Source organism: Sphingomonas crusticola, assembly GCF_003391115.1.
GTDB lineage: Bacteria > Pseudomonadota > Alphaproteobacteria > Sphingomonadales > Sphingomonadaceae > Sphingomonas_I > Sphingomonas_I crusticola.
Window position 1 is genome coordinate 93,040 of sequence record NZ_QTJP01000001.1, and the last position, 25,536, is coordinate 118,575.

The window sequence follows — 25,536 nt, forward strand, 5'->3', positions numbered from 1 at the left end:
CGGCTGCCGAAGCCGCCACCGCCGCGCAATAAGCCCGCAGTTCCGAGCGCTTCACTGCCGCCTCCCGCTCGTATCGGCACACCTTGCAGCCTTCGGATGCAGAAACGATGGAGCGAATGTCCGTTTTCAGCCGTCGCGCGACGCGCCTCAGCCGTCACCCACCCCATGCCGGGGGCGTCGCGGTCAGCCGCGCCAGCGCATCCCTGTCGGCGCGCGCTTTATCGGGCTGACGGAAATACCGGTACAGCTGCGCGCGCATATCCAGCGCCCAAGCATCGTCGGGATGGTGCGTCAGCGCCAGCGTAAGCTGCGCGAGCGCCCGCTTCGGGTCGCCCTCGCCGATGCTGCGCAGCGCCTCCGCATTGAGCAGGCCGGCATCATAGGGATCGATCGCCCGCAACGCCGCCAGATCCTGCTCGGCGCGGATCGCATCCCGCTGCTCGACATAGACGAACGCGCGGTCGCCAAGCGGGCGGGGGTCGTTGGGCCGCAGCGCATGCGCATGGCTGAAGTCGGCCAACGCCGCGTCGAACCGGCGCCCCCGCGCCAGCGCCTCGCCGCGGTCGACATAGACCTCCATCGCATGCAACCCCATGCCGATCGCCGCGCTGTAATCGGCGATGGCGCGCGCATCGTCGCCGAGCTGCGCATAGACCAGGCCGCGGTCGTAGCGCGTCGTCGGCTCGCGCGGGTTGAGGCGGATCGAGCGCGTAAAATCGGCCAGTGCGTCATGGTACGTGCCCGTCCGGTAATGGATCAGGCCGCGTGCCTCCAGCAGATCCGCCGGGTTGCCGCCGGCCTTTTCGCGCGCGGCGATGAGCGCGTCGCACGCGTCGAGCGCCTCCGCCCGCGCGGCGTTCCCCGACCGCAAAAAGCATTGGTCGTCCTGCTCCTGGCCAGTGCGTTGCCGAAACGAGCCCACCGCCATCACCAGGCACAGCGCGCCGAACATCGCGTTCCAGCCGAGCGATATCCAGAAGCGTTTCGGCTGCGTCGCGCGCTGATAGGGGCCAAGCGTACCTCGCGACATCGGCTCGATCGTGCCCGTCGTCAGTCCGCGCCACACTTCGAACAGCGCGAACCCGCCTACGCCCCCGAGCAGGATCGGCACCAGCAGGGGCGATTGCGTCAATTGCCGGCCAAGCCGCGCGGCCGCCGGCGTGAAGATGAAGACGGCGAGCCCGGCCAGCCCGGCCAGGATCGCCAAACTCACCCGGAATTGGCGGGTCGAACGCCACTCCAGCGCCTCCGGCGGCCGCATGAGGTCGCGCGCCGATCCGGAATGCGCGAGATAGCGCCACACATAGCGGGCCGGGAGCAGGCCGAACGCCGCGAGCGTGATCAGCAGCCAGACCTGGAGGGGAATGATATGGGGCATTGCGGTTAGGCTGGCTCATGAGGCCGGCTTGCGCAATCGGGTTGAGAGGGTGCTGCGCTCCCATCTCAACGCGGAGGCTTAGGGCTTGGGAACGATAATCAGCTTATAGGGCACGTACAGCATCACCTCCGATGCCCCGGCGCGTGTCCATAGAACGGGCATATTCAGGCCTTCGATCGACACCGCATAGCCCGCGCCCATCTTGGCCGAAAGCGCGCGCGCATCCTCCATCACCTTGTCCGCGATCTGCACGCGATATTGATCCGGACCGACGATCGACAAGGAGGAGTCGCCAGACATATCCATCTGCGCCCGGCCGACTTCGGGAACGGCTTCGATATAGTCCGCGATCCGTTTTTCGGCGGTCGTGCCGCTTTCCTTGCCCCCAAGCGGTGCTTTGACCAGAAATTCGATCTTCTGGCTGTCCGGTCGCGTGTCGTTGGAGAGGGTTATCTGATCCAGATTGCCCAGGGTCAGCGGCGTGAGGATATAGTCGCCAAAGGCGAGCTGGACGCCGTGCTTGCCCGCCAGTTGCACGGCCCGCTCCAGCATCTGACGAATTTCCACGCCCCGCTGTTTCGGATCGCGCGTGTCGCCGCGGATTATGACCTCCTGCACGAGGAAATCCGCCGTCCGCCGCAGCCCGACCGCGGGCATATCGCGCTGATAGCCATCCTGTTCGGCGCGGCTGCCGGTTACGATGATCTCCTGCGACTGGAGGTCCTGTGCCAAGGACGGCGTGGCCAGACTTAAAGCCAGCGCAAACGGAATTAAGCCTCGCATTGCATCCCCCTGCCAAAGCCGCCGAACTTCAGCTCCGGCTCGTCCCAAGTCAATCTAGCTCCGCACGGTCGGCGGCAACGAATCTACTGCGCGTCGCCCCCGAGGCGCCTGATAGGATTTCGCCGCCCGTCGCCAGGTGAGCTCAAATGCTGCATGCCGGCCTGTCGCTGCCTGTTAGATTAACCCACGTCCTGCACGCTGGATACACAGAAACGATCGAGCATATGACTGTGCCCAGGCTCGTGGCGGTCGCACGATTAGTTTTCGGATGCCTTATTCCCGCCGTGGGGGTTACGTCCTGAAAAAAGAGGCTGGTCGATAAAGCCGGATGATCTGCAGTAACGCTCATGCGTGAGCATGACAGAGTTAAGTCAGTATCTCCACGGATGCCAACCTTTGGATCCACACTTTCTCACCTTGACGTCCCCCGGACTCTCGCTCAGCTTCGGGTGAGTTGCTTTCTAGTGATTCCTTTCGGGGGAACTTGGTATGCTAGACGAAGCGAATAATTTGACGGCAACGGTCTTCCCAGGCGGGGATTCTCGTCTGTACGAGACGCTGTCCAGCATCGTTCAGGACGCGCAAGCTATTGGATCAATTGTACAGATTATTACGATCTGGCCACCGGAGCCCCAAGAAGACGAAGAGCCCAGGGGCCCGATAAAACCGCAGGATTGCAGGCCCTCCGGCGCCTGTCCCAAATAGTCGATGCGCGTCGCGCGGGGCATCGCAATATTGCCGGGCGCGAAGAGAAGCGCTGTCTACGATTTCGATCGCGGACTGTGCTGGCCGGCAACCGGAGAAGAGATTGACGTGCTCGAGGCGCTAGCTCACCCGTCCGTGGGTTCTCGCAAGACATTTTCAACGCGAACCCTGGTTAGCATGAGGCGTAAGGGTTGGATCCGTGCGGGGTCTCCCCGGGTCAAGGATTTAGATCTGCCGCGCTCGACCCGCTTGGCTAAGCCTGATATTCTTGAAAATGTTTGGCTTGAAGTTACCAATTCGTGCAATCTGACTTGCCAGCACTGCTACGCGAGCTCCGGTCCGTCCGTTGACCGATCGGGAGAGATGAGCCTCGATCAATGGATCGCGGCGATCGATGATATATTGGCGGTCGGGGCGGCGAAGATCACCTTTATAGGAGGGGAACCGAGCATCAGGCTTGATCTTGTGCAGAAGCTATCAAGCTATATCCAGTTGAAATCACCGAAAACTCAACTGAGAATGTTCAGTAACCTGGCCATCAGGTCGAAGGTGCGCGAAATTGTAGATGTCGTGAAAAGTCACGATATCGAATTTGGCACCGCCCTTTACGGTCTGAATCCAGTGCAGCATGACACCATGACCGGCAAGCTTGGGTCGTGGGAAGTTACGCTGGCTGCCATCTCCCTGTGCGCCGAGCAGGGAGTAGACGTTTTTGTGGGTGTGTATCTGGACACGGCCGACGGGATCGATCTTCCCAGATATGATACTTGGATGCAGGAACATCGGGTGAAGCGTTATGAAGTGATCGCCCCCTCGAAGGTGGGACGCGGGATAGACAAGGATTGGAGATTGCCCGCTGCAGTCAACAACCTTCCGACGGCAATGACATTTTCACCCCACCAGGCCAAGATATCGAGCAGCGCGCACAATTGCTATTACGACCACCTTGTTATCCGACCGGACGGATTGGTCAGCCCATGTATCATGACCCGCAACGTTGCTTACGGAAACATCGCGGACGGAACCACCGCTTTATTCGCAAGTGCGGCATATCAGGGCGCTGCCTCGTTATCAAAAGATGAGATTGAGGGGTGCTCGGCGTGCGAGTTTCGCTACGCTTGCTTCGATTGTCGGCCGGACGCGATGCAGGGCGGTGATGATTGGCGGAAGAAGCCCGATTGTGGCTACGATCCCCAGCTTGAACTCGGCGCTTCGCTCACCCTCTGATGTTGCACGCTCGGTGCGGAATGTGGGCGTAGCCCACTTCGCCGCGGAAAATGTGCTCGCGGTGGTTTGCGAACTGGAACGTGCCTTCGCCATCCGCCTGAAGCCCGGCCTGGTTGAGGAGCTCCATGAGCCGTCGGACGAGACGCCTCCCCGCTGGCTCTCTTATGGCCGCCCTCCATCGGAACTATCTCTTCACACCGATTATCCCGACTGGCCATCACCCCCAAGGTTCATCGTGATGCGCTGCATCAGCGTCGGTCGACTTCCGGTTGAAACTATTGCGGTCGATATGTCTCCGATCGGCATGACAAAACAGCAGGCGAAAATCTTTATGGAGGAGCCGTGGGTCATACGAAATTCGGGCAAGCCCCGGCCGATACGGCTTCTAGACATTGATCGGCGGACGGGAAGATCGTGTTTTCGATATGCCGAGAACGTGATGCGCCCGAGATTTCCAAGCCATTCGCATGGAGTTGCCGCGCTTTCCCAGGTCATCGCCCGTCAGGTTGCTTGGGCGCATGTTCTCTGGCCCGGCGAATATATCATCATCGACAATTGGCGGATGCTCCATGCCCGCCGCGCCGCGGCGGCAAGGCCGCTGGTCTGGCATCCGGGGAAGGGCCGCGTCCTTCAAAGAACGGTGTTGATGACGGAACATGCTTACGATCCAACCTACAATTAAGGAGGCTTATCTCTTATTTAAGTCGGCGATGAAGAGATGGGTTCGCGGTCCAGTGGTGGCGCCCGGACACCGATATGATGCAAAGCATTTTCACGCTCACACCTGCACGAAACTATCCAACACACGCTTCCGCCCGGAGTGCTCGAAGTCGATCTCCAGCTTGTTGCCCTCGATCTCCGCGATCAGCCCATAGCCGAACTTGGAATGAAACACGCGTTGCCCCAGCGCAATGTCGCCCCTCGGCTTGGCCGCAAAGCTCGCCGCGCTCGATTTTACCTCCGCCAGCCTTGTCGGGCTCATGTCGAGCGGCTTGCCGACCGCGCGCTGCCAGCCCGGGCCGCGCGTCTGTGCGCGCGCGACATGCGCGAACGGGTCGGCCTGCTCGCTCCATTGCGCGCGCCACAGGCTCTCGCCGCCGCTCATCGTCGTCTCGCTCTCGATATGCTCGGCGGGCAATTCATTGACGAAGCGCGAGGGGATCGATGAGGTCCATTGGCCATAGATGCGCCGATTGGCCGCATGCATGATGAAGGCGCGCCGCCGCGCGCGTGTGATCGCCACGTAGGCAAGGCGGCGTTCTTCCTCCAGGCTGGCGGTGCCGCCCTCGTCCAGCGAACGCTGCGAGGGGAACACGCCTTCCTCCCACCCGACCAGGAACACCGTGTCATATTCCAGCCCCTTGGCGGCGTGGATCGTCATGATCGTCACCTTCGCCTCGTCGGCGTTGGCGTCATTGTCCATCACCAGGCTGACATGCTCCAGGAAAGCGCCGAGCGTCTCATATTCCTCCATCGCGCGTGCCAGCTCGGTGAGGTTCTCCAGGCGGCCCGCGGCCTCGGCCGAACGCTCCGCCTGCAGCATCGCGGTATAGCCGCTTTCGTCGAGCATGATCCGCGCCAGCTCGGCATGCGGCAGCTCGCCCAGTTTGGCGCGCCAGCGCGCGATGTCGCCGATCAGATTGCCGAGCGCGCGCCGCGCCTGCGGGGTCAGCTCATCGGTGTCGAGGATGCGCGCGGCGGCGTGGGTGAGGGGGAGGCCCTCGGCGCGCGCCAATTGGTGGAGCTTGGTCACCGCCTTGTCGCCGATGCCGCGCTTGGGCGTGTTGACGATCCGCTCGAAGGCGAGGTCGTCCGCCGGCTGGGCGATCACGCGCAGATAAGCGAGCGCGTCGCGGATCTCGGCGCGCTCGTAGAAGCGGAAGCCGCCGACGATGCGGTACGGCATGCCGATCGCGATGAAGCGGTCCTCGAACTCGCGCGTCTGGAACTGGGCGCGCACCAGGATCGCGACCTGGTCGAGCCTGGTGCCGGCGCGCTGCGCGCTTTCGATCTCCTCGCCGATGCGGCGCGCTTCCTCCGGCCCGTCCCACACGCCGATCACGCGTACCTTCTCGCCGGCTTCTTCCTCGGTCCACAAGGTCTTGCCGAGCCGCCCGCCATTATGCGCGATCACGCCCGATGCGGCGGCGAGGATGTGCGGGGTCGAACGGTAATTCTGCTCGAGCTTGATCACCTTGGCGCCCGGGAAATCGCGCTCGAAGCGTAGGATGTTGGCCACCTCGGCGCCGCGCCAGGAATAGATCGACTGGTCGTCGTCGCCCACGCAGCAGATATTCTTGCGCTCCTGCGCCAGCAGCCGCAGCCACAGATATTGGCTGGCATTGGTGTCCTGATATTCATCGACCAATATGTAGCGGAAGCGCTGCTGATATCGCTCCAGCACGTCGCGATGCGTCTTCAGGATGACGAGCATATGCAGCAACAGATCGCCGAAATCGCAGGCGTTCACCGCCTTCAGCCGCGTCTGGTAGGCAGCGTATAATTCCTGGCCGCGGCCGTTGGCGAACGCCTCGCTCTCGGCAGCGTCGATCTCGGCCGGCGTCCAGCCGCGATTCTTCCAGCGATCGATGAGTCCGGCGAGCGCGCGCGCGGTCCAGCGTTTCTCATCGAGATCGGCGGCCATGATCAATTGCTTGAGCAGGCGAAGCTGATCGTCCGTGTCGAGGATCGTGAAATTGCTCTGCAGGCCGACCAGCTCGGCATGGCGGCGCAACATCTTTGCGGCGACCGAATGGAAGGTGCCGAGCCACGGCATCCCCTCGACCGCCTCGCCCATGATCCGCCCGACGCGCTCGCGCATCTCGCGCGCCGCCTTGTTGGTGAACGTCACCGCGAGGATCTCACTCGGCCAGGCGCGCCGCGTCGCGATCAGATGCGCCAGCCGCGCCGTCAGCGCCGCCGTCTTGCCCGTGCCGGCCCCCGCCAGCACCAGCACCGGCCCGTCGGTCGTCAGCACCGCCTCACGCTGCGGCGGGTTCAATCCGCGCAGATAAGGCGGGTCGTTAGGGGAGGGGGCGGGGAGACTCACCAGCGAACAGGTAGGGAACGGCAGCGCCCGGGGCAACCTTCGCGGCACCGCTACCGGAAACGCGCCTTTCCGAAAAACTCCGCCTTGAACCGCGAAGACCACTTCGGCCCGTTCCTGCCACGGATCGCTTCGGAGGCGGAACTTTCCGGCGACAACACCGTACCTGCCATGCCGATCCGCGCCGGAAACGCGCGGGCAACGGGCGCAATCGCCCGGCAAGCAAGGAGTCATTCCATGAAGGCAACTTTTCTGATCGCCGCTTCGCTGATCGTCGGGACCGCCGCGATCGCACAGACCACCACCACGCCCGACGCCTCGGCACCGGCCACGACGCAGACGGACAGCAGCATGAGCACGCAGACCGCGCCGGCCGATGCCAGCACGACCACCGCGCCTGCGGCCGACACTACGGCGGCACCAGCGCCGAGCGCCGGCATGAACGCCATGCCGACCCCGACGACGGCCGACATGTCGAGCTACCCGGCCTGCTCTCGCACCGTGCACGACCATTGCGTCCAGCATGAAGGCCGCGCTCGCCGCCGCTAAGACCATGAATCGGCGCGCGTGCGGTTGACCGCCGCCGCCGGCCAAGCCAATCCCCACTCCCGACGGCATCGAGCCGCTGTGGGAGTGGGGATATGACAGGTGCGGCAAGGCCTTCGACACGGCGCGTGCTGGTCGCGAGCCTGGTCGGGACCGGTATCGAATTCTACGATTTCTACGTCTACACCACCGCTGCGGCTTTGGTGTTCGGGCAACTCTTTTTCCCGACCGCGTCGCCCACCGCGCAACAGATGTTGTCCTTCGCCACTATCGGCGTGGCTTTCGTCGCCCGCCCGCTGGGCTCGATCTTCTTCGGCCATTTCGGCGACCGCGTCGGCCGCAAGTCGACCCTCGTCGCCTCGCTGCTGACGATGGGCATCTCCACTACGCTCGTCGCCTTTCTGCCGACTTATCTCACCGCCGGCTGGATCGCGGCCCTGTTCCTGTGCGTGCTGCGTTTCGGTCAAGGCTTCGGCCTCGGTGGGGAATGGGGCGGGGCGGCCCTGCTCGCGGTCGAGAACGCGCCCCCAGGCTACCGCGCACGCTATGGTATGTTCCCCCAACTCGGTGCACCCGCCGGCTTCATCGCCGCCAACGGCCTGTTCCTCATCCTCGCGGCCACGCTCACGCCCGCGCAATTCCACGATTGGGGCTGGCGTGTCCCGTTCGCTTTGTCGGCCTTGCTGGTCGGTGTCGGATTATGGATCCGGCTTAAGTTGGCGGAGACCCCCGAATTCGCGGCCTCGCTGGCCGAAGCGCCGCCGCCCGCCATCCCGCTCGGCGAATTGCTGTCGCGCCATTTCAGCGCGCTCGCGACCGGTACGATCGGCGCAATCGCCTGCTTCGCGCTTTACTACGTCGCGACCGCCTTCGCGCTCGGTTATGGCACCAGGACGCTGGGCTATTCGATGGAGCAATTCCTCGGCGTCCAGCTCGGCGCGATCCTATTCATGGCCGCGGGTATCTACGCCGCCGCGTGGTTCGCCGATAAGCATTTCGACGAGCGCCGCGTCCTGATGGCGGGCTGCGTCGGCACGATGTTCGCCGGGCTGCTGATGGGCCCGCTGATGGGCTCGGGTTCGCTGCTTTTGGTGTTCGTCTTCCTGGCACTGGCGCTGACGATGATGGGCTTCGTCTACGGGCCGCTCGGCGCATGGCTGCCGAGCCTGTTTCCGGCGCGCGTGCGCTATACCGGCGTGTCGATGGCATTCAATGTCGCCGGCGTTCTCGGCGGCGGGCTTACCCCGACCGTCGCTCAGGTGCTCGTGAAGCATGGTGGGCTGACGTCGGTCGGTCTCTATTGCAGCGGTGCCGCCCTGATCAGTCTGGTTGCGCTATTTGCGCTCGGGCGAGCACGGAAAGCTTAGCCTGGCCGTATTTGCGCTCGGTCTCGAGCGTCCAGCCTTCGGCGGTCACGGTCTCGTCCTTGTGCGTCTCGACCGTCGCCACGGCCGTTTCGCTCGCCCAGCCCAGCCGCGTCAGCCGCTCGATCAGCGCGCCTGCGCCGCCGCTGCCGTAAGGCGGGTCGAACAGCAGCAGATCGTAGGCACGCCGCGACGGCCCGAGCGACGCGACCGGGCTGGCGATGACATCCGCCCGCGCATCCAGCATCGCGATATTGGCCTTGATCGCCTTCACCGCCTCGCGATCATGATCGACGAAGGTGCAACTCGCCGCCCCGCGCGACATCGCCTCCAGCCCGAGCGCGCCCGTGCCCGCAAAGATATCCGCCACCGCCAGACCTTCGAACGATCCAAGCCGGCTGGTCAAGATCGAGAACAGCGCCTCGCGCGTGCGATCGCCGGTCGGCCGCGTAGTCTCGCCCGAAGGCGCGCGCAGCACCCGCCCGCGCCACTGACCTGCAACGATACGCATCGGTCAGGCCTTGCCCTTGGACGGCGCCGGCCCGGTTCGGCGTTGCGGACGGCCACGCCGTCCGCCGGGTAGCGGGGCAGGGGCGCCCGCTCGCTTGACCGAGGCCGGCGGCTTGGGGCCGGGCTTCGGGCCCGCGCCCGGATTCTTGAGCGTTGCCCGGAACTGGGCGAGATCGTGCTGGCGGACCTCGCCGACTTCGCCCGCCGGCAAATCGTCGAGGATGAAGGGGCCGTAGGCGGTCCGGATCAGCCGGCTGACCTGCAGCCCCAGATGCTCCAGCACCCGACGTACTTCGCGATTCTTGCCTTCACGCAGCCGCAGCTCGACCCAGACATTGGCGCCGGTTCGCCGCTCGAGATTGGCGTCGATGGATCCGTAGCGCACGCCCTCAATCTCGATGCCGTCGATCAGATCTTCGAGCTGCGCCTGGCTGACATTGCCGTAAGCGCGGGCGCGATAGGCACGCTCGACCCCGACCGATGGCAATTCGAGCTGGCGCTTCAGCTCGCCGTCGGTGGTGAGGAGCAGCAGCCCTTCGGTGTTCAAGTCGAGCCGGCCGACCGGCACGACCCGCGGCAGATCCCGCGGCAATTTGTCGTAGATGGTGGGGCGGCCCTTTGGGTCGCGCTCGGCGGTCAGCAGGCCGGCGGGCTTGTGATAGAGGAACAGGCGCGCCGCGGTGGGTGCCGCGACCGGTTGGCCGTCGACGGTCACGCCCTGGAGAGAGGTCACGATCGTCGCCGGGGTTTCAATCGGCTTGCCGTCGATCGCGATCCGTCGTGCCTCGATCATTCGCTCGATCTCGCGACGCGAGGCGACGCCGGCGCGCGCGAGCAATTTGGCGATCCGCTGCGGCTCGCGCCCAGGGCGGGGGGCAGGGTTGGTTTCGGGTGGGGACTGGGACACGTCGCGCTTCTAGACCATCGCGGCGCAGGCTTCCCACAAAAAGCTTGCGGCCATGACGATTCGTCGATTCTGTGGAGGTAGGTAACGGCGACGGAGTGTCTGAGTGAGCGTATCGAAGTGGCATCGGTTAAGCGCCCTGGCCTTGCTGACCACGTTCGCGCTCCCGCTCCCGCTCAGCGCGCAGGTCCCGGCGGCCGCCGCATTTCCCACGCTCGCCGAGCAGCTCGCCACGATCGCTGCCGGTGGCAACGGCCGGATCGGGATCGCCGCGACCGATCTCGATACAGGCGAGAGCTTCACCTATGCCGCCCGCGACCCGTTCCCGATGGCAAGCACGGTCAAGGTCGCGATCGCCGCGACCTATCTCGCCGGCGTCGATCGGAGGCGCTTCGATCTCGATCAATTGTATCGGCGGGGTGGAACCGTGCTTACCGCACGCCGCCTGATCGAACTGATGCTGATCCGCAGCGACAATGGCGCCGCCGACATCTTGCTGCAGGCCGTCGGCGGGACGCAGGCAGTAAACAATTGGCTGAACCGCGCCGGCATCCGCGGCCAGCGCATGGACCGCACGATCGCGCGGCTCGTGCTCGACGATCGCGGTCGCCCCAGCCGGCGCGTCGCCGCGAATCTCCCGCAGACCCCGCAGGAGGTGGCGCAATCCGCGACGCTGACCGACGATGGCGAGGTCAATCCGGCCTTCGTCGGCGATGCGCGCGATACCTCCACGCCCACGGCCATGGTCGGGCTGCTGGCCAAGCTGCACCAGGGCGTGCTGCTGAGCCCGGACAGCACGCGCTATCTGTTCGAAGTCATGGGGCGCTGCGTCACCGGCCCGCACCGTATCAAGGGCATGCTGCCCGCCGGCACGCCGGTCGCGCACAAGACGGGCACGCTCGCAGGCGTGTCGGACGATGTCGGCATCGTCAGCCTGCCGAACGGCCATCGCCTCGCGCTGGCCATCTTCGCCAAAGGCATGCGCTCGGAATGGGAGCGCGATCGCAGCATCGCTCAGCTCGCGCGGTTGCTCTACGATCGATTCAGCGCGGTCGGCCTGCCCAAGTTGAGCTGGGGAACGGCGCCCTGATCAGCCGGCCGTAATCGCGGCCGGCTTCGATTTGCCAAGCACGCCTTCCCATTTGGCGACCAGCGTCGAGGCAACCGCATTGCCAATGACGTTGGTGCCGGTTCGTCCCATGTCGAGGAATTGGTCGACCGCCAGGATCAGCAGCAAACCCGCCTCGGGAATATGGAAGGTGGCAAGCGTCGAGGAGATCACGACCAGGCTCGCGCGCGGCACGCTGGCGATGCCTTTCGACGTGACCATCAGCAGCAACAGCATCGTCGCCTGCTGCATGAAGGAGAGGTGGATGCCGTAGGCCTGCGCGATGAACATGGTCGCGAAGCTGCAATACATCATCGAACCGTCGAGGTTGAACGAGTAGCCGAGCGGCAGCACGAAGCCGGCGACGCGGGGAGGCACGCCGAAATCCTCGAGCGCCTCGAGCGTGCGCGGAAAGGCAGCCTCGGAGGAGGCAGTTGAGAAAGCGATCAGGAACGGCGCGCGGATGAAGCGGAATAGGTCCTTGGCGCGCCCGGTCCCGACCGCGATGACGGCCACGCCGAACAGAAATGCCCACAGCACGGCCAACGCAAGATAGAAGCCGCCCATGAAATAGCCGAAGGTCCACAATATGCCGAGACCTTCCTTGAAGACCGCGCTCGTCACCGCTGCGAACACGGCGATCGGAGCCAGGCGCATGACGTAATCGGTGATCTTGAGCATGAGCTGGGCGACGGCATCCACGGCCCGCACCAGCGGCGCCGCCTTCTCGCCGATCGCGGTTGCCGCGACGCCGGCGAAAACGGCGAACACGACGATCTGCAAAATGGCGTTCTTGGCGAGTGCGTCGAACAGCGAACTCGGCACCAGATCGAGGATGAAATCCTTGAGCATGAAATGCGCCTGGGCGACGCCGTTCGCCTCATTCACCGGCGGCAGCGGCAAGCCGAGTCCGGCTCCCGGCTTGATGACGTTGACGAACAACAGGCCGAGCGTGATCGAGACGAGACTGGCGACGAGGAACCAGCCGATCGTGCGCGCACCCATACGTCCCAGGGCAGACCGATCTCCCATGTGCGCGATGCCGCCGACTAGCGTCGCGAACACCAGCGGCGCGATGATCATCTTTATCAGCTTGAGGAACAGTCCGGTCAGGATCGAAAGCCCGTCCGTGATCGTTGCGGTAACGGACGGATCGGCGATAGTCTGGTTGAGCACGAAGCCGACGATGATTCCCAGAATCATCGCGATGAGAATGTAGAGGGTAATTCTTTTGGCCACGCGCGCTCTCCCGATCGCCAAGTGGTCACGGCAAAGCGGCGGGCCGTCAAGCCCGCCTGATGAGGTGATTGTGAATGCTGTTCGGCAAGCGTGAACGGAAGCTCAAGCGAATCCTCATCGTCGAGGACGAGCCGCTCGTCGCGTTCGACAACGAGCATTTCCTGCGTGACGCCGGCTATGATATCGTCGCGACGGTGGACACCGTACCTGAGGCCATAAGTGCGATCAGCGACGAGGTCGATCTGGTGCTCGCCGACGTCAATCTTTCCGACGGCGGCAGCGGGCATGATGTCGCCCGTGCCGCGCAAGGCAAAGGCGTGCCGCTCATATTCGTCACCGGCAGCTGCCCGGATGGCGCGAAGACTCTGGCGGTAGGCCTGCTCTCCAAGCCTTATAGCCAACGCGATCTGCTTGCGGCGATCGATGCCGTCGACGCCAAGCTGTCCGGCAAGACGCCAAAACGGGTGCCCAAAAGCTTTACCTTGTTCGTCGAATAGCGGACTTCGTCGAATAGCGCGGTTGATCGTCCAGCCCATAAAAAAGGCCGGCTAAGCCTGCCCGAGGTGCGTTCGATCCATGACGGCAGCCTGATGCTTCCCTGACGCCGCTTTTGCGCTAAGCTTCTCACGAATAGTGGGGGCGAGGGCTGGTGGCGGAAAAGATCGGTGGCATGGCGCTGCTGCGGAGGGCGTTGAGCGACCGGAAGACGGCGGTGATGCTGGCATTCGGCTTTTCCGCGGGCTTACCCTTCACCCTGCTCATCGGCACGCTCAATGCATGGCTTGGAGAGGCCAAGGTCAGCCTTGCCACGATCGGTATCCTTTCCTGGATCGGGCTTGCCTACGGTTTCCAATTCCTCTGGTCGCCGCTGGTCGATCAATTCCGGCCGCCCTTACTGGCGCGCTTCGGTCGCCGGCGAAGCTGGATCTTCCTATGTCAGGGTCTGCTGGCCCTATGCTTCGTGCTGCTCGCAACGACCGACCCCTCGGTCGCGCTTGGCGGTCTCGCCGGGCTGGCTGTGATCGGCGCATTCCTTTCCGCCACGCAGAATATCGCTATCGATGCCTGGCGCGTGGACGTCGCCGACGAACATGCCACCGTGGAGATCCTCTCCTCCATCTACCAGTTCGGTTTCCGGGTCTCGGCGCTGGTGGGGGGTGCTTTCGCGCTGGTGCTCGCCGCCCAGATGACCTGGCAATCCGTCTACGCGATCATGGGGGGGCTGATGGCGCTGTGCATGATCGCGACATCTGCCGCGCCCGATACACCTTCGCCGGAAGGCCAGAACGTGGTGCCGCTGGCCGGCTTCGACGTGCCGAACAGACGGGAGCGCACGATCGGCCTGATCGTCGTTGGCATCGGGTGGATATGGGCGATCGGCACGCTTGCCGCCTTCATGGTCAAGGCCCTTCACGGACCGGACGCGGACGGCAAGCCGATATCGGCCAGCGACTTCACCCGTAATTACGGACCCTGGATCATCGTCGCGACGATCCTTGTTCCTGCGATCGTGGCAGCCTGGCTCAATGGCAAGGTTTCGCATGACGGAGAAGCCGATCCTTCCGGCCGGCTGAGCCGCGGTGCCGATCGGCTTTATCGCGCCCTGGTCCTGCCGCTGGGCGAGCTGATCGAGCGGTTGCGCTGGGGCGCGATCATCGTGTTCGGCCTGATCCTCACGTATCGCCTGTGCGAGTCGATCTGGGGGCCGTTCGCCTATCCCTTCTACCTTCAATATATGCATTACACGAACGAGGAGGTCGCGTTCGCCTCCAAGATTTTCGGCGTGGTGATGCTTATTGTGGGCATCACGCTGGGCGGCATTCTGTTCGCGACGGTTGGACGGTTGCCGACGCTGCTAATCGGCGCCGTCATCACGGCGCTAGCCAACCTGCTTTACGCGGATCTGGCCGCAGGCGGCGCATGGCTCGACGCCTTTTCGCATATGTTCGCGATCGATCGCCTGACCGGCCTGTTCGGCTTCGACCTGCGCATGAACCGACTGCTGCTGACGATTGGGATCGAGAATACGTGCAGCGGCCTCGCGGGAGGGGCCTATGTGGCCTATCTCTCCTCCATCACGTCCAAACAGCACAGCGCGGTGCAATATGCCTTGCTGTCCTCTTTGACGCTGCTGATCGGCGCACTCGGGCGCGCGGCATTCGGAGAGGGGATTCAGGGATATGGCTATGCGACGATGTTCCGCTTCGCGGCGGTCATCGGCATTGTCGGTATCGCCTTCGTGCTGTTCGAATGGGTCCGCGTCGCACGCGCCGAACGCCCGGCCGAACCGGGTGGCACAGGTGAGGCCGGCTAGCGTTCGCGAGGAAACTCAGCGGCCGGTGGAGAATGTTACCCGGTGACCGGCAGCCGAACCGATCCGTCAGGCTCATATTCGAGCGCGCTATAAGCAACGACCACGTCGAGCGTGAGTGGCCCATAGAGATGCGGGAACAGGGCACCGCCGCGCGATTCCTCCCATTTCACCGCTTCTCCCAGCGCCTCCAGATCGACCGCGACAAGCTGCAGGTCGTCCTGACCCGCAAAATGCTTGGCGACGGTTTCCGCCAACTGCTCGGCGGATGAAAGATGGATGTACCCATCGGCCAGATCCACCGGGGCGCCCGCAAACGTGCCGCTATGTTCCAGCATGGAAAGCTGATCGGCGGTCAGGACCTTGTAAGCGATCGATTCGGGCAATGGTCGCGCTCCTATTCGGTTGGCGGTTCCGCCTCGCCGCCGTCGGATAAATCCTCCGACGTGTCTGCTTCGACTTGAGGATCGACCTCGGGCGAGAGCAGCTCAACTTCGCTGCGCAGATCGTCCTCGGCCTCGTCCTCGCTCTCTTCGATGCGGGCGGCGGACACGACATGCTCGTCGTCCGCCACGCGGAAGATGATCACACCTTGGGTGTTGCGGCCGATGACGCGGATGTCGCCAACCGAAGTGCGGATCAGCTTCGCCTGGTCCGTCACCAACATGAGCTGCTCGCCATTATGCGCGGGGAAGCTCGCCACCACCGGTCCGTTACGGTCGGAGGAGACGATGTTGGTGATGCCCTGGCCGCCGCGATTGGTGCGGCGATATTCGAATGCCGAGGTGCGTTTGCCATAGCCGTTGGCCGTCACGGTGAGGATGAACTCCTCGGCGGCTTCGAATTCCGCCATGCGTTCCGGGCTGAGCGTTACCTCACGGTCGCCCTCCTTCCACGGGGCCGCCTTGAGATAATCTTCCCGTTCCTGCGGTGTCGCGTCGAAACCGCGCAATACGGACAGCGAGATGACTTCATCATCGCCATTAAGCCGCGCACCGCGCACGCCGGTCGAATCGCGGCTCTGGAATTCGCGGACGTCGGTCGATGCAAAACGGATTGCGCGGCCGTTGCGCGTGGCGAGTAGCACATCATCCTCTTCGGTCAGTAAGGACACGCCGATCAGGCGGTCCTCCGAGCCTTCCTCGAAGCGCATCGCGATCTTGCCGGAGGTGCGGATATTGGCGAATGCATCCATCGAGTTACGCCGCACACTGCCCTTGGCGGTGGCGAACATGACGTGCAGCTTGCCCCATTCGGCCTCATCCTCGGGCAGGGGCAGCACGGTCGAGATGGTCTCGCCCTCCGCCAGCGGCAGCAGGTTGATCATCGGCCGGCCACGCGCTTGCGGAGCGCCCTCTGGCAGGCGCCACACCTTCATCCGGTAAACCTTGCCGGCGGTCGAGAAGAACAGCACCGGCGTGTGCGTCGAGGTGACGAACAGCTTGGCGACGGCATCCTCTTCCTTCGTGCCCATGCCCGAGCGGCCCTTGCCGCCCTTGTTCTGCGTGCGAAAGGTCTGGAGCGGGGTGCGCTTGATGTAGCCGCCCATGGTCACAGTCACGACCATGTCCTCGCGCTCGATCAGGTCCTCATCATCAATGCCGTCGGCCGCCGCTGCGATCTCCGACCGGCGCGGCGTGGCGAAGGCGGACGTGATGGCGTCGAGCTCTTCCTCCATCACCTCGAACAAACGGCGCCGGTTACCAAGGATTTCGAGCAGCTCGCCAATCGAGCCGGCAAGTTGCTCGAGCTCGCCGCCAATCTCATCGCGGCCGAGACCGGTAAGGCGGTGCAGGCGCAGGTCGAGGATCGCGCGAACCTGAAAGTCCGACAGGCGATAGGTACTGCCCTCGATCTCGGCTTCGACCGCCTCCACCAAGCGGATATATTGAGCGATCTCCGCGATCGGCCAATCGCGCGCCGACAAGGCCGCGCGTGCCTCGACTGGCGAGGCGGAGCCGCGGATGATCTTCACCACCTCGTCGAGATTGGTGACCGCCACGACCAGCCCGAGCAACACATGCGCGCGCTCGCGCGCCTTGAGCAGCTCATATTTGGAGCGGCGGGTGATGACTTCCTCGCGAAAGCCGATGAACGCCTCGATGATGTCGCGCAGCGAGAGCACTTCCGGCCGGCCGCCGCGCAAGGCGAGCATATTGGCGGGGAAGCTGGTCTGCGCCTGGGTGTGACGCCAGAGCTGGTTGAGCACAACCTCAGGGGTCGCGTCACGCTTCAGATCAATGACGATGCGCACGCCGAAACGGTTGGATTCGTCGCGAATGTCCGAGACGCCCTCGATCCGCTTGTCCTTGGCCGCCTCGGCAATGCCTTCGACCAGTCCGGCCTTGCCGACCTGATAGGGAATCTCGGTCAGGACGATCGACTGCCGATCGCCGCGTCCTTCCTCGACGACGTGACGCGAGCGCATGATGATCGAGCCACGACCCGTCGTGTAGGCGCTACGCGCGCCGCTGCGGCCGAGGATCAGGGCGCCGGTCGGGAAGTCCGGTCCGGGCACGATCTCCATCAACTCTTCGTCGGTGAGCGGATCGCCATTATTGACCATCCGATCGATCATCGCCTTGCAGGCAGCGATCACCTCGCCAAGATTGTGCGGCGGGATGTTGGTCGCCATACCGACGGCAATGCCACCCGCGCCATTGACGAGCAGGTTCGGGAAACGCGCCGGGAGAACCAGCGGCTCGTCGCGCGATCCGTCATAATTGGGGCCGAAATCGACAGTATCCTTGTCGATATCCTCCAGCAGCTGCATCGCCGCCTTGGACAAGCGCGCTTCGGTGTAGCGCATCGACGCGGGAAGGTCGGGATCCATCGATCCGAAATTGCCCTGGCCGTCGACGAGCATGACGCGCATCGCCCAATCCTGGGCCATGCGCGCCAGCGCCATGTAGATCGAGGCATCGCCGTGCGGATGGTAATTGCCCATCACGTCGCCGACGATCTTGGCGCATTTGCGATAAGGCCGGCCTGGGACGAATCCACCTTCCTGGCTGGCATACAAAATGCGCCGATGGACCGGTTTGAGGCCATCGCGAACGTCGGGCAGAGCCCGCGCAACGATGACCGACATGGCATAGTCGAGATAGCTCGACTTCATCTCGTCGACGATGTTGATGGGAGAAATATCGCTGCCGTCAATGACAGGCGGGGTCGTGGCCAAGAAGCTGTTCCGTTCGGTTGATTAGGCGGCGTTCAGCCGGATAACCTATCTAATCACCGCCCGCCCATAAAACCACCCCGCGCAGGTGCGCCCGCGCGCGTACGCGAGGGATTGTTGGGGATTAAATCTCGAATTCGGGTCGTTTGCCGTCGCGCTGCGGATCATGGATGAGGCGGGCGTTGAGACGTTTGACCGTCGTGCTGCCGGTGCGCTTGCACAGCGCGGGTATCAACGCGTGAACGAAGCAGCCCAGCGCCCCGACCAGCATAGCGACGCCGAAGCCACCGGCCACGCGGAGGTGCTCGCCATAGCTTTCACCCACGCTCTGTGGATGGTCGATAAACAGGCGTCGGATCATGGCGGCAGCTTAAACCGAGCCCTTGGTCGAGGCAATCGCTACGAACTCGTTTGCAGCTGTCCACCGTTCAGCTTGCCCCAAGGGAAAGGCGCTATTAGCAAGCACCAAAGCTTTTCGCCGGAGCATATTGGCTCCGGCCAGCAGGAGATGATGCAATGAGGATCGTATCCACCATGGCCATCGCGGTCGCGCTTGGCGGCGCAATCGTGGCAGCTCCCGGATTCGCCGCCAAGAAGGAAGACAAGGCGGCAGCGGCTGCAGCGGGCAAGCCTACGCCCGCGGTGCAGAAGGCTGCCTTCGACGCGCAGAAGGCAGCAGATGCCAACGACCTGCCGACCGCGCTTGCGAATTACGCCACCGCCAAGGCGGCGATCGTCAACGACGACGACAAGTTCATGGTCGGCCGCGTCGGTTACCAGATTTATCAGAAGAACAAGGATGAGGCCCTCTTCGGCGAATCCATCGATCTGATGCTGGCGAGCGGCAAGGCTTCCGGCCAGGCCCAGCAGCAGTTGTCCGTGGCCCAGGGTCAGATCGCCTACAACAAGCGCGATTATGCCAAGGCGCTCGCCTCGTTCCGGGCTGCGCAGGCCGCGGGATCGACCGATCCGGTGCTCGTTCCGGCAATGGTGGAATCGATGGCGGCGACGGGGCAGACTTTGCAGGCACTCACCACGCTCAACGAGCAGACCGCCAAGCTCACCGCTGCCGGCCAGCCGGTGCCCCCAGAATGGTATCAGCGCGGTATCGCTATCGGCTATCGCGCGAAGGCGAACCCGGCCGACATTCCCGCGATCAACAACGCGACGCTGGAGCTCAGCAAGAATTGGGTCGCGTCCGATCCGCAGAAGAAGAACTGGACCGCCGCGCTCCAGATTTATCAAGAGCAGTTCAAGCTCGACAATGATGGCCGCATCGATGTGCTACGTCTGATGCGGCACGCAGGCGTGCTCGCCGGCGACGCCGATTATCGCGAATATGCCGACCAGGTTTACCTGCGCTTCCCCAATGAAGCCATGTCGGTGCTGCAGGAGGGCAATTCCAAAGGAATCGTCAATCTCACGGGCAAGAATGACGCGTCCGACGTGATGGGCATCGTCAAGGGCAAGGTCGCCGCCGACAAGGCGTCGCTACCGGCTGCCGAAAAGGCGGCGCGTGCGTCGGCCAGCGGCAAGGGTGCGCTCAGCACGGCGGATGCCTATGTCGGCTACGCCCAATATCCGCAGGCGGTCGATCTGTATAAGGTCGCGCTTACCAAGAGCGGGGTGGATGCGAACGTCGTCAACCTGCATCTCGGCTGGGCGCTGGCTTTGTCCGGCGATACGGCCGGCGCGAAGGCGGCTTTCGCCGCTGTTACCGGTCCGAAGAAGCCGATCGCCGACTTCTGGGTCATCCATCTCGATCACCCGACCATTCCGAACAAGCCGCAGGCTTGACCGAACGAAGAGGGGCGGCGGTTGCGCCGCCCCTTTTTTTTACGCCGGGTCGACCGGGATGCCGCACGAGACTTTCGAGGTGCGGATGGTGAGCGAAGTCTTTACGCTGGCCACATTGGGGGCCGGCGTAAGCTTCGACGTCAGGAAACTTTGAAACGACTGCAGATCGTGCGCCACGATCTTGAGGATGAAGTCGATCTCGCCGTTGAGCATATGGCATTCGCGCACTTCGGGAAGCTCGGCGACGTGCGATTCGAACGCCTTCAGCGCATCTTCGGCCTGGCTGCGCAGGCTCACGAGCACGAATACCATGATGCCATAGCCCAGCTGACTGGCGTCAAGCTCAGCGTGGTAGCCGCGGATAACGCCGGCTTCTTCCAGGGCGCGCATCCGCCGCAGGCACGGCGGCGCTGTCAGCCCGACTCGGCTCGCCAGCTCTACGTTGGTTATTCGACCCTCTTCCTGGAGAATTCCGAGGATGGACCGGTCAAGATCGTCAATAGTCGTCGCAGCCGCCATTTCGGCATCATCCCGTTTCTATTTTCGCATCCTGCATAATATAATTTCGGAGCCGCGCAACATCATAGCGGGCAAGTTTGCTGATAGGTCTCTTGCCAGCGGCGAGCGGCCTCCGTAACGGATCGGCGTGGGCCTGTAGCTCAATTGGTTAGAGCCGGCCGCTCATAACGGCTTGGTTGCGGGTTCGAGTCCTGCCGGGCCCACCACTCACACCAGCCGTACGGCGGCTGCTATTTGGAAATCGTGCCGAAGCCGTGCGCAAGGAAACCCGGGACGGGGCCATTCCAGCCATCGTCGGTCAGCTCCGCCTCGCGCTGAGCCTGAGGGGCGGATTCGCGTTCGACCGGCGGGCGCGGTGCTCGTTCGGCCCGTTCAGCACGCTTGGGTTCGACGCGGGGCTTTTCAGCGCGCGCCTCGCGTTCCGCAGGTGCCGCTCGTTCGACGGGCTTGGCGCGTTCCTCCCGCGCGGCGGGCGCCTTCGTGATCGCGCTCTCTTCAGAAGCGCGGGGAGCACGTCGTCCCCGGCCGCGCGGTGCGCTCGGGGCGGTGTCCGCTGTCTCGGTTGTCGTGCTTTCGCCGTGCTCCGCCTGACCCACGCGCGGGATCTTCAGACCCGTCAGCTTCTCGATATTATCGATCGCCTCGGCATCTTCGGGGGTAACGAGCGTGATTGCCTTGCCGGTAGCTCCCGCACGTCCGGTGCGGCCGATGCGGTGGATATAGTCGTCGGGATGCCATGGCACGTCAAAGTTGAAGACGTGGCTGACACCCTTGATGTCCAGCCCGCGAGCGGCAACATCGGAGGCGACGAGGATGTTGATCTCGCCATTCTTGAACCGGTCAAGTTCGCGGATCCGTTCGGCCTGTTCCATGTCGCCGTGGATCTGGCTCGCCTTGAAGCCGTTGCGCTGCAACGATTCGGCGAGGTCGCGGACGGTCGTCTTGCGATTGGAGAAGATGATCGCGGTCTTGACGTCGTCTGCCTTGAGCAGGCGGCGCAGCGTATCGCGCTTTCCGCGCGATGACGTCTCTACCAGTGATTGTTCGATCGAGAGGTTGGCGGTTGCAGGACGCGAAACCTCGACCTGCTTGGGATTGGACAAGAAACGATCGGCAAGCTTCTTGATTGGCGCGGGCATCGTCGCCGAGAACAGCAGGGTCTGGCGCGTCGCCGGAAGCTTCGTACAGATTTCCTCGATGTCGGGAATGAAGCCCATATCGAGCATACGGTCCGCTTCATCGATCACCAGCAGCGAACAGCCGGTGAGCAATATCTTGCCGCGCCCGAACAGGTCCATGAGCCGGCCCGGCGTAGCGATTAGCACATCAACGCCCTTTTCGAGCGCGGCGACCTGCTCGCCCATGTTCACGCCGCCGATCAGCAACGCCATCGAAAGCTTGTGATATTTGCCGTATTTTTCGAAATTCTCGGCGACCTGCGCAGCCAATTCGCGCGTCGGCTCCAGGATCAGCGAACGCGGCATGCGCGCCCGGCTACGGCCATGAGCCAAAATGTCGATCATCGGCAAGACAAACGAGGCCGTCTTGCCGGTGCCGGTCTGGGCTATGCCGATCAAATCCCGGTTCATCAGCACAGGCGGGATCGCCCCCGCCTGGATGGGCGTGGGTTCGGTATAGCCCGCCTCGGTGATGGCGCGCAGCAATTCGTCGGATAGGCCGAGGTCGGCGAAGGTCATGGGCGTCCGGGCTAAGGCCTGCAGGCGCACAAAAGCGGCGCCGCTAAGGGCCTGTTCGCTAGGAACGAAAGCGGCCGAACTGTCAAGCTAAACGCGCCTTTCGTGCCAGCCTGCTCAAAAAGAAGCGCTGAGCCGGTCCGGGTCTGCTGGCTAGCGGGCCGCCACCAGCCTGCGAAATTTGTCGATGGCGCATTCACCGCCGGCGCGATCACGGATCGCGTCGCGATCCGCGCAGATCTTCCCGTCTTTGGAGGGCACGAGGTAGAAGCCGCTATAATAATCCAGGCCCGGGCATGATGCGGAAAAGCGGACGCGCATGCGATACCCGCCGCGCAACACCAGATCGACCGAACTTCGCGCCAGCACGCCCGCCGCCAGGATTTCCTCGATGGGAACGCAGCGCGGCCCCTTTTTCTCGCGCACCGCCGCTACGGCAGGGAGGGAGAGTGTTGAGGTTTGCACACGAACAACGACCCGCGAGCGAAAGGTGAGCTGCGCCAGTTCGAACGAGCCGGCCGAATGTGCCGATGGCGCGGGTGCGGCCGGGCTCAGCGCGACAAGCGCGCCCGCCAGCAGAAAAAAGGTCACGATTTTATACCCATACTATGCTCGCTCGTTCGCCGCGGGGCTTTAATGGCGGATGAACTGGCCGTGCGCCAAGCCCGCACGCTATAGTCGCGTCATGACCTGTGTTCCTGACGCAACAATTCTCGCTGCCCTAGAGCGTAGACTGGGGCCGAAAGGCTATATCTCGGACCCCGCCGCGATGGCGCCGTGGCTGACGGATTGGCGCGGACGCGTACATGGCCACACCGCCGCGTTGCTGTCTCCGGCCGACGTCAGCGAAGTGCAGGATATCGTACGGCTGGCCGCCGCCTCGCGCGTCGCGCTGGTGCCCCAGGGGGGCAACAGTTCGATGGTCGCGGGCGCGACCCCACCCGCTGACGGGAGTGCGCTGTTATTGTCCCTGCGGCGGATGAAGGCGGTCCGGGACCTTTCGGCGGACGACAATATCGCGGTTGTAGAAGCCGGCGTGGTGTTGAGCGACCTCCATTTGGCGGCGGAGACAATCGGGCGACGCTTTCCGCTCAGCCTAGGCGCCAAAGGCACTGCCACGATCGGGGGCCTGATCTCGACCAATGCCGGCGGCACGCAAGTGCTTCGCTTCGGGACCATGCGCGCCTTGGTGGCAGGTATCGAGGCAGTGCTGCCTTCGGGCGAGCGGTTCGACGGGTTGTCCGCGCTGCGTAAAGACAATCGCGGCTACGACCTGCGCCAGCTGCTGACCGGTGCCGAGGGAACGCTGGGAGTCGTAACGGCGGCAAGCCTGCGGCTTGTTCCGGCCATCGGCGCCCGCGCGGTGGCATGGGTCGGCTTGGCGAGCCCGCATGCGGCACTCCGCCTGCTGCGGCGGCTGGAAGCGGCAACAGGGGATGCGATTGAGAGCTTTGAGGCGGTGCCCGCCAATGCGCTTGCGATGGTGTTGCGCCACATCCCGGGCACGCGCGCGCCGTTATCCGGCCAGCATGATTGGAACATTCTGATCGAGGCGACCGCGCCGCTGGGTGCGCCAGATCCGGTGGAGCAGCTCACAGGATTGCTTGCGGCTGCGGCGGGGGAGGCCTTGGTGGCCGATGCGGTCGTTGCGAGCAGCGAAGCTCAGGCCGATGCCCTGTGGAAGTTGCGTGAAAGCATCGCCGAGGCGGAGCGGATCGACGGAGCGGCGGCCAAGCACGATATATCCGTCCCGGTTTCGGATATGCCGGACTTTCTGATCGAGGCGCGTGCCGCGGTCGAGGAGCGTTTCGCCGGAGCGCGCGTGATCGCCTTCGGCCATCTCGGCGATGGCAACATCCATTTCAACGTCCAGCCGCCGCTGGGCATCGATCCAAAGCGATGGCTCGAAGCGGAAGGGCCCCGGGTAAACGCCTTCGTTCATGATCTGGTGGCGGCCCGTAGCGGCTCGCTTTCAGCGGAGCATGGCATCGGTCAGCTGAAGCTCGCCGAATTTGCGCGTACGGCCGATCCGGTTCGGTTGGGGGCACTGCGCGCGATCAAGAATGCACTGGATCCCCTGGGCATAATGAACCCCGGCAAGCTGGTGCCTGAACCCGCGCCCTGACCATCCTAACATCAGCCTGGTCAGCTTCCTCTCACCGAGACCGGCTGCCAGGTTGCACCGGCGCGCGCGAGCCAATACAGGGCGGCGTTTCCGCGGGGGCGGATTTGCAGCCTCCGTCGCATCTTCAGGAGAGTTTTTCGATGGCGAGCGTTCCCGGGATTTCGGGCCTTCCGATGCTGTACCAGGACCTGGTGCCCCTTTCGAGCCAGGAGCATGCGAACTGGAAGCTGCGTCCAATGGAGTCGCTCGCATTCATCGGGCAGGTCCACGCCGTTCCGCTGACCGTCGACGAATTTCCGATCGCCCAGCGCTTCTTTCCGATTGTTTTCTCGGTGGGTTCGGATCCGGTGCCGTTGGCGCTGATGGGTCTCAACGAGGGCGTCAATGTCTTCGTCAACGAGGACGGGACCTATCGCGACAATACCTATCTGCCGGCTTTCATCCGCCGTTATCCCTTCCTGCTGGCGCGGCTGCGCGAAGATAGCGACGAGATGTCGCTCTGCTTTGATCCGACGCCCGGCATGATCGGTGATTTCGAGGATGGGCTGAGCCTGTTCGAGAATGGTGAGCCTGCCCAGCCGGTCAAGGACATGCTCGGCTTTTGCGAACAGTTCGAGATCGCTGCACAGCGCACCTCGGCTTTCATGAAGGATCTCGTGGAAACGGGCCTGCTGGAGGATGGCGAGCTCAATATCCAGCATCAGTCGAGCCCCAACCCGTTTCTCTATCGTGGCTTCGGAATGGTCAACGAAGAGAAGCTGCGCGACCTGCGTGGCGATCAGCTGCGCAAGATGAGCCAGAACGGTATGCTCACCCTGCTTTATGCTCACTTGTTCTCGCTCGGCCTGGTCAGTGAGATTTTCGGCCGCCAGATGGAGCAGGGTAAGGTTCCGCCAGCGCCGGTAGCGGCTGGCGCCTGATATCGAGGTGGGCTGAAAAGAGGTTTTTTCGCTAAACGGCCAAGGCCTTGAAACCCTTTGCCCTCTCACCTATTCTTATAATGATGCCTCGCCGTGTTCCCCTTTCGCGGCCGGGCATTAGCGCACTTCGGTGCGTTTCCTCCCTGAACCTTGGCCACTCCGTGCGAAAGCACGGGGTGGCT

22 protein-coding genes and 1 tRNA gene are annotated in these 25,536 nt (G+C 63.7%); 11 read left to right on the top strand and 12 right to left on the bottom strand.

The window, feature by feature from the left end; all coding sequences use genetic code 11:
• Positions 1-154 precede the first annotated feature (154 nt).
• Positions 155-1,378: a tetratricopeptide repeat protein gene (locus DX905_RS00460; RefSeq protein WP_116089575.1), complete on the bottom strand. Its 1,224-nt coding sequence runs from the start codon at positions 1,376-1,378 to the stop codon at positions 155-157.
• Between the two features lie 78 nt (positions 1,379-1,456).
• Positions 1,457-2,161: a TonB-dependent receptor gene (locus DX905_RS00465; protein ID WP_116089576.1), complete on the bottom strand. Its 705-nt coding sequence runs from the start codon at positions 2,159-2,161 to the stop codon at positions 1,457-1,459.
• An 882-nt stretch (positions 2,162-3,043) separates the two neighbouring features.
• Between DX905_RS00465 and DX905_RS00470 the strand changes: the two genes are divergently transcribed.
• Complete coding sequence (locus DX905_RS00470) at positions 3,044-4,093, top strand: radical SAM/SPASM domain-containing protein (protein ID WP_240320906.1); 1,050 nt, start codon at positions 3,044-3,046, stop codon at positions 4,091-4,093.
• A gap of 22 nt (positions 4,094-4,115) precedes the next feature.
• Positions 4,116-4,775, top strand: coding sequence for a TauD/TfdA family dioxygenase (locus DX905_RS00475; protein WP_162875397.1), 660 nt, complete (start codon positions 4,116-4,118; stop codon positions 4,773-4,775).
• 96 nt (positions 4,776-4,871) lie between these two features.
• Here the strand turns inward: DX905_RS00475 and DX905_RS00480 are convergent, their stop codons facing one another.
• A complete protein-coding gene (locus tag DX905_RS00480; RefSeq protein ID WP_116089579.1) occupies positions 4,872-7,142 on the bottom strand; it encodes an ATP-dependent helicase in 2,271 nt (756 codons plus the stop codon).
• Positions 7,143-7,376: 234 nt separating this feature from the next.
• On the opposite strand from DX905_RS00480, the gene DX905_RS15880 reads away from it, so the two are divergent.
• Positions 7,377-7,688, top strand: a complete 312-nt coding sequence (locus tag DX905_RS15880; protein ID WP_162875398.1) for a hypothetical protein — start codon at positions 7,377-7,379, stop codon at positions 7,686-7,688.
• A 92-nt stretch (positions 7,689-7,780) separates the two neighbouring features.
• The gene (locus tag DX905_RS00490; protein WP_116089581.1) at positions 7,781-9,052 is read left to right on the top strand and encodes an MFS transporter; all 1,272 of its coding nucleotides are present in this window, start codon (positions 7,781-7,783) and stop codon (positions 9,050-9,052) included.
• On the opposite strand, the gene rsmD is transcribed toward DX905_RS00490, so the two are convergent.
• Together rsmD and DX905_RS00500 are read right to left on the bottom strand one after the other, a co-directional pair.
• A complete protein-coding gene (rsmD, locus tag DX905_RS00495; RefSeq protein ID WP_116089582.1) occupies positions 9,006-9,560 on the bottom strand; it encodes a 16S rRNA (guanine(966)-N(2))-methyltransferase RsmD in 555 nt (184 codons plus the stop codon). The two genes, DX905_RS00490 and rsmD, sit on opposite strands and share 47 nt — an antisense overlap.
• A 3-nt stretch (positions 9,561-9,563) precedes the next feature.
• On the bottom strand, positions 9,564-10,466 hold the full coding sequence (locus DX905_RS00500) for a pseudouridine synthase (protein ID WP_116089583.1): 903 nt from the start codon (positions 10,464-10,466) through the stop codon (positions 9,564-9,566).
• Between the two features lie 103 nt (positions 10,467-10,569).
• Here DX905_RS00500 and DX905_RS00505 point away from each other — a divergent pair, with 103 nt between their 5' ends.
• Positions 10,570-11,553 carry a serine hydrolase gene (locus tag DX905_RS00505; protein WP_240320665.1) on the top strand — a complete coding sequence of 328 codons (984 nt, stop codon included), beginning with the start codon at positions 10,570-10,572 and terminating at the stop codon, positions 11,551-11,553.
• Here DX905_RS00505 and DX905_RS00510 read toward each other — a convergent pair whose 3' ends face one another.
• Positions 11,554-12,810, bottom strand: a complete 1,257-nt coding sequence (locus tag DX905_RS00510; protein WP_116089584.1) for a dicarboxylate/amino acid:cation symporter — start codon at positions 12,808-12,810, stop codon at positions 11,554-11,556.
• A 74-nt stretch (positions 12,811-12,884) separates the two neighbouring features.
• Between DX905_RS00510 and DX905_RS00515 the strand changes: the two genes are divergently transcribed.
• Together DX905_RS00515 and DX905_RS00520 are read left to right on the top strand one after the other, a co-directional pair.
• The gene (locus DX905_RS00515; RefSeq protein ID WP_116089585.1) at positions 12,885-13,307 is read left to right on the top strand and encodes a response regulator; all 423 of its coding nucleotides are present in this window, start codon (positions 12,885-12,887) and stop codon (positions 13,305-13,307) included.
• 152 nt (positions 13,308-13,459) lie between these two features.
• Entirely contained in the window at positions 13,460-15,124 is a 1,665-nt protein-coding gene (locus DX905_RS00520; protein ID WP_338053746.1) for an AmpG family muropeptide MFS transporter, read from the top strand.
• Between the two features lie 35 nt (positions 15,125-15,159).
• Here the strand turns inward: DX905_RS00520 and DX905_RS00525 are convergent, their stop codons facing one another.
• The 3 genes from DX905_RS00525 to DX905_RS00535 form a co-directional block, all read right to left on the bottom strand.
• A complete protein-coding gene (locus tag DX905_RS00525) occupies positions 15,160-15,507 on the bottom strand; it encodes a DUF952 domain-containing protein (protein ID WP_116089586.1) in 348 nt (115 codons plus the stop codon).
• An 11-nt stretch (positions 15,508-15,518) separates the two neighbouring features.
• Positions 15,519-18,302, bottom strand: a complete 2,784-nt coding sequence (gene gyrA, locus DX905_RS00530) for a DNA gyrase subunit A (RefSeq protein WP_116089587.1) — start codon at positions 18,300-18,302, stop codon at positions 15,519-15,521.
• Positions 18,303-18,423: 121 nt separating this feature from the next.
• Positions 18,424-18,660 (bottom strand): DUF6356 family protein, encoded by a 237-nt coding sequence (locus DX905_RS00535; RefSeq protein WP_116089588.1) that lies wholly within the window; start codon positions 18,658-18,660, stop codon positions 18,424-18,426.
• A 155-nt stretch (positions 18,661-18,815) separates the two neighbouring features.
• On the opposite strand from DX905_RS00535, the gene DX905_RS00540 reads away from it, so the two are divergent.
• Positions 18,816-20,096: a hypothetical protein gene (locus DX905_RS00540; RefSeq protein ID WP_162875399.1), complete on the top strand. Its 1,281-nt coding sequence runs from the start codon at positions 18,816-18,818 to the stop codon at positions 20,094-20,096.
• Positions 20,097-20,135: 39 nt separating this feature from the next.
• Here DX905_RS00540 and DX905_RS00545 read toward each other — a convergent pair whose 3' ends face one another.
• Complete coding sequence (locus tag DX905_RS00545) at positions 20,136-20,615, bottom strand: Lrp/AsnC family transcriptional regulator (protein ID WP_116089590.1); 480 nt, start codon at positions 20,613-20,615, stop codon at positions 20,136-20,138.
• A 129-nt stretch (positions 20,616-20,744) separates the two neighbouring features.
• On the opposite strand from DX905_RS00545, the gene DX905_RS00550 reads away from it, so the two are divergent.
• Positions 20,745-20,821, top strand: a tRNA-Ile gene (locus tag DX905_RS00550).
• A 24-nt stretch (positions 20,822-20,845) separates the two neighbouring features.
• Here DX905_RS00550 and DX905_RS00555 read toward each other — a convergent pair.
• Both DX905_RS00555 and DX905_RS00560 read right to left on the bottom strand, forming a co-directional pair.
• Positions 20,846-22,312, bottom strand: a complete 1,467-nt coding sequence (locus DX905_RS00555; RefSeq protein WP_116089591.1) for a DEAD/DEAH box helicase — start codon at positions 22,310-22,312, stop codon at positions 20,846-20,848.
• Between the two features lie 150 nt (positions 22,313-22,462).
• Positions 22,463-22,900: a hypothetical protein gene (locus DX905_RS00560; protein ID WP_116089592.1), complete on the bottom strand. Its 438-nt coding sequence runs from the start codon at positions 22,898-22,900 to the stop codon at positions 22,463-22,465.
• A 94-nt stretch (positions 22,901-22,994) separates the two neighbouring features.
• Between DX905_RS00560 and DX905_RS00565 the strand changes: the two genes are divergently transcribed.
• Positions 22,995-24,434, top strand: coding sequence for an FAD-binding oxidoreductase (locus tag DX905_RS00565; protein WP_116092220.1), 1,440 nt, complete (start codon positions 22,995-22,997; stop codon positions 24,432-24,434).
• 140 nt (positions 24,435-24,574) lie between these two features.
• Positions 24,575-25,354 (top strand): SapC family protein, encoded by a 780-nt coding sequence (locus DX905_RS00570; RefSeq protein ID WP_116089593.1) that lies wholly within the window; start codon positions 24,575-24,577, stop codon positions 25,352-25,354.
• Positions 25,355-25,536: the final 182 nt, after the last annotated feature.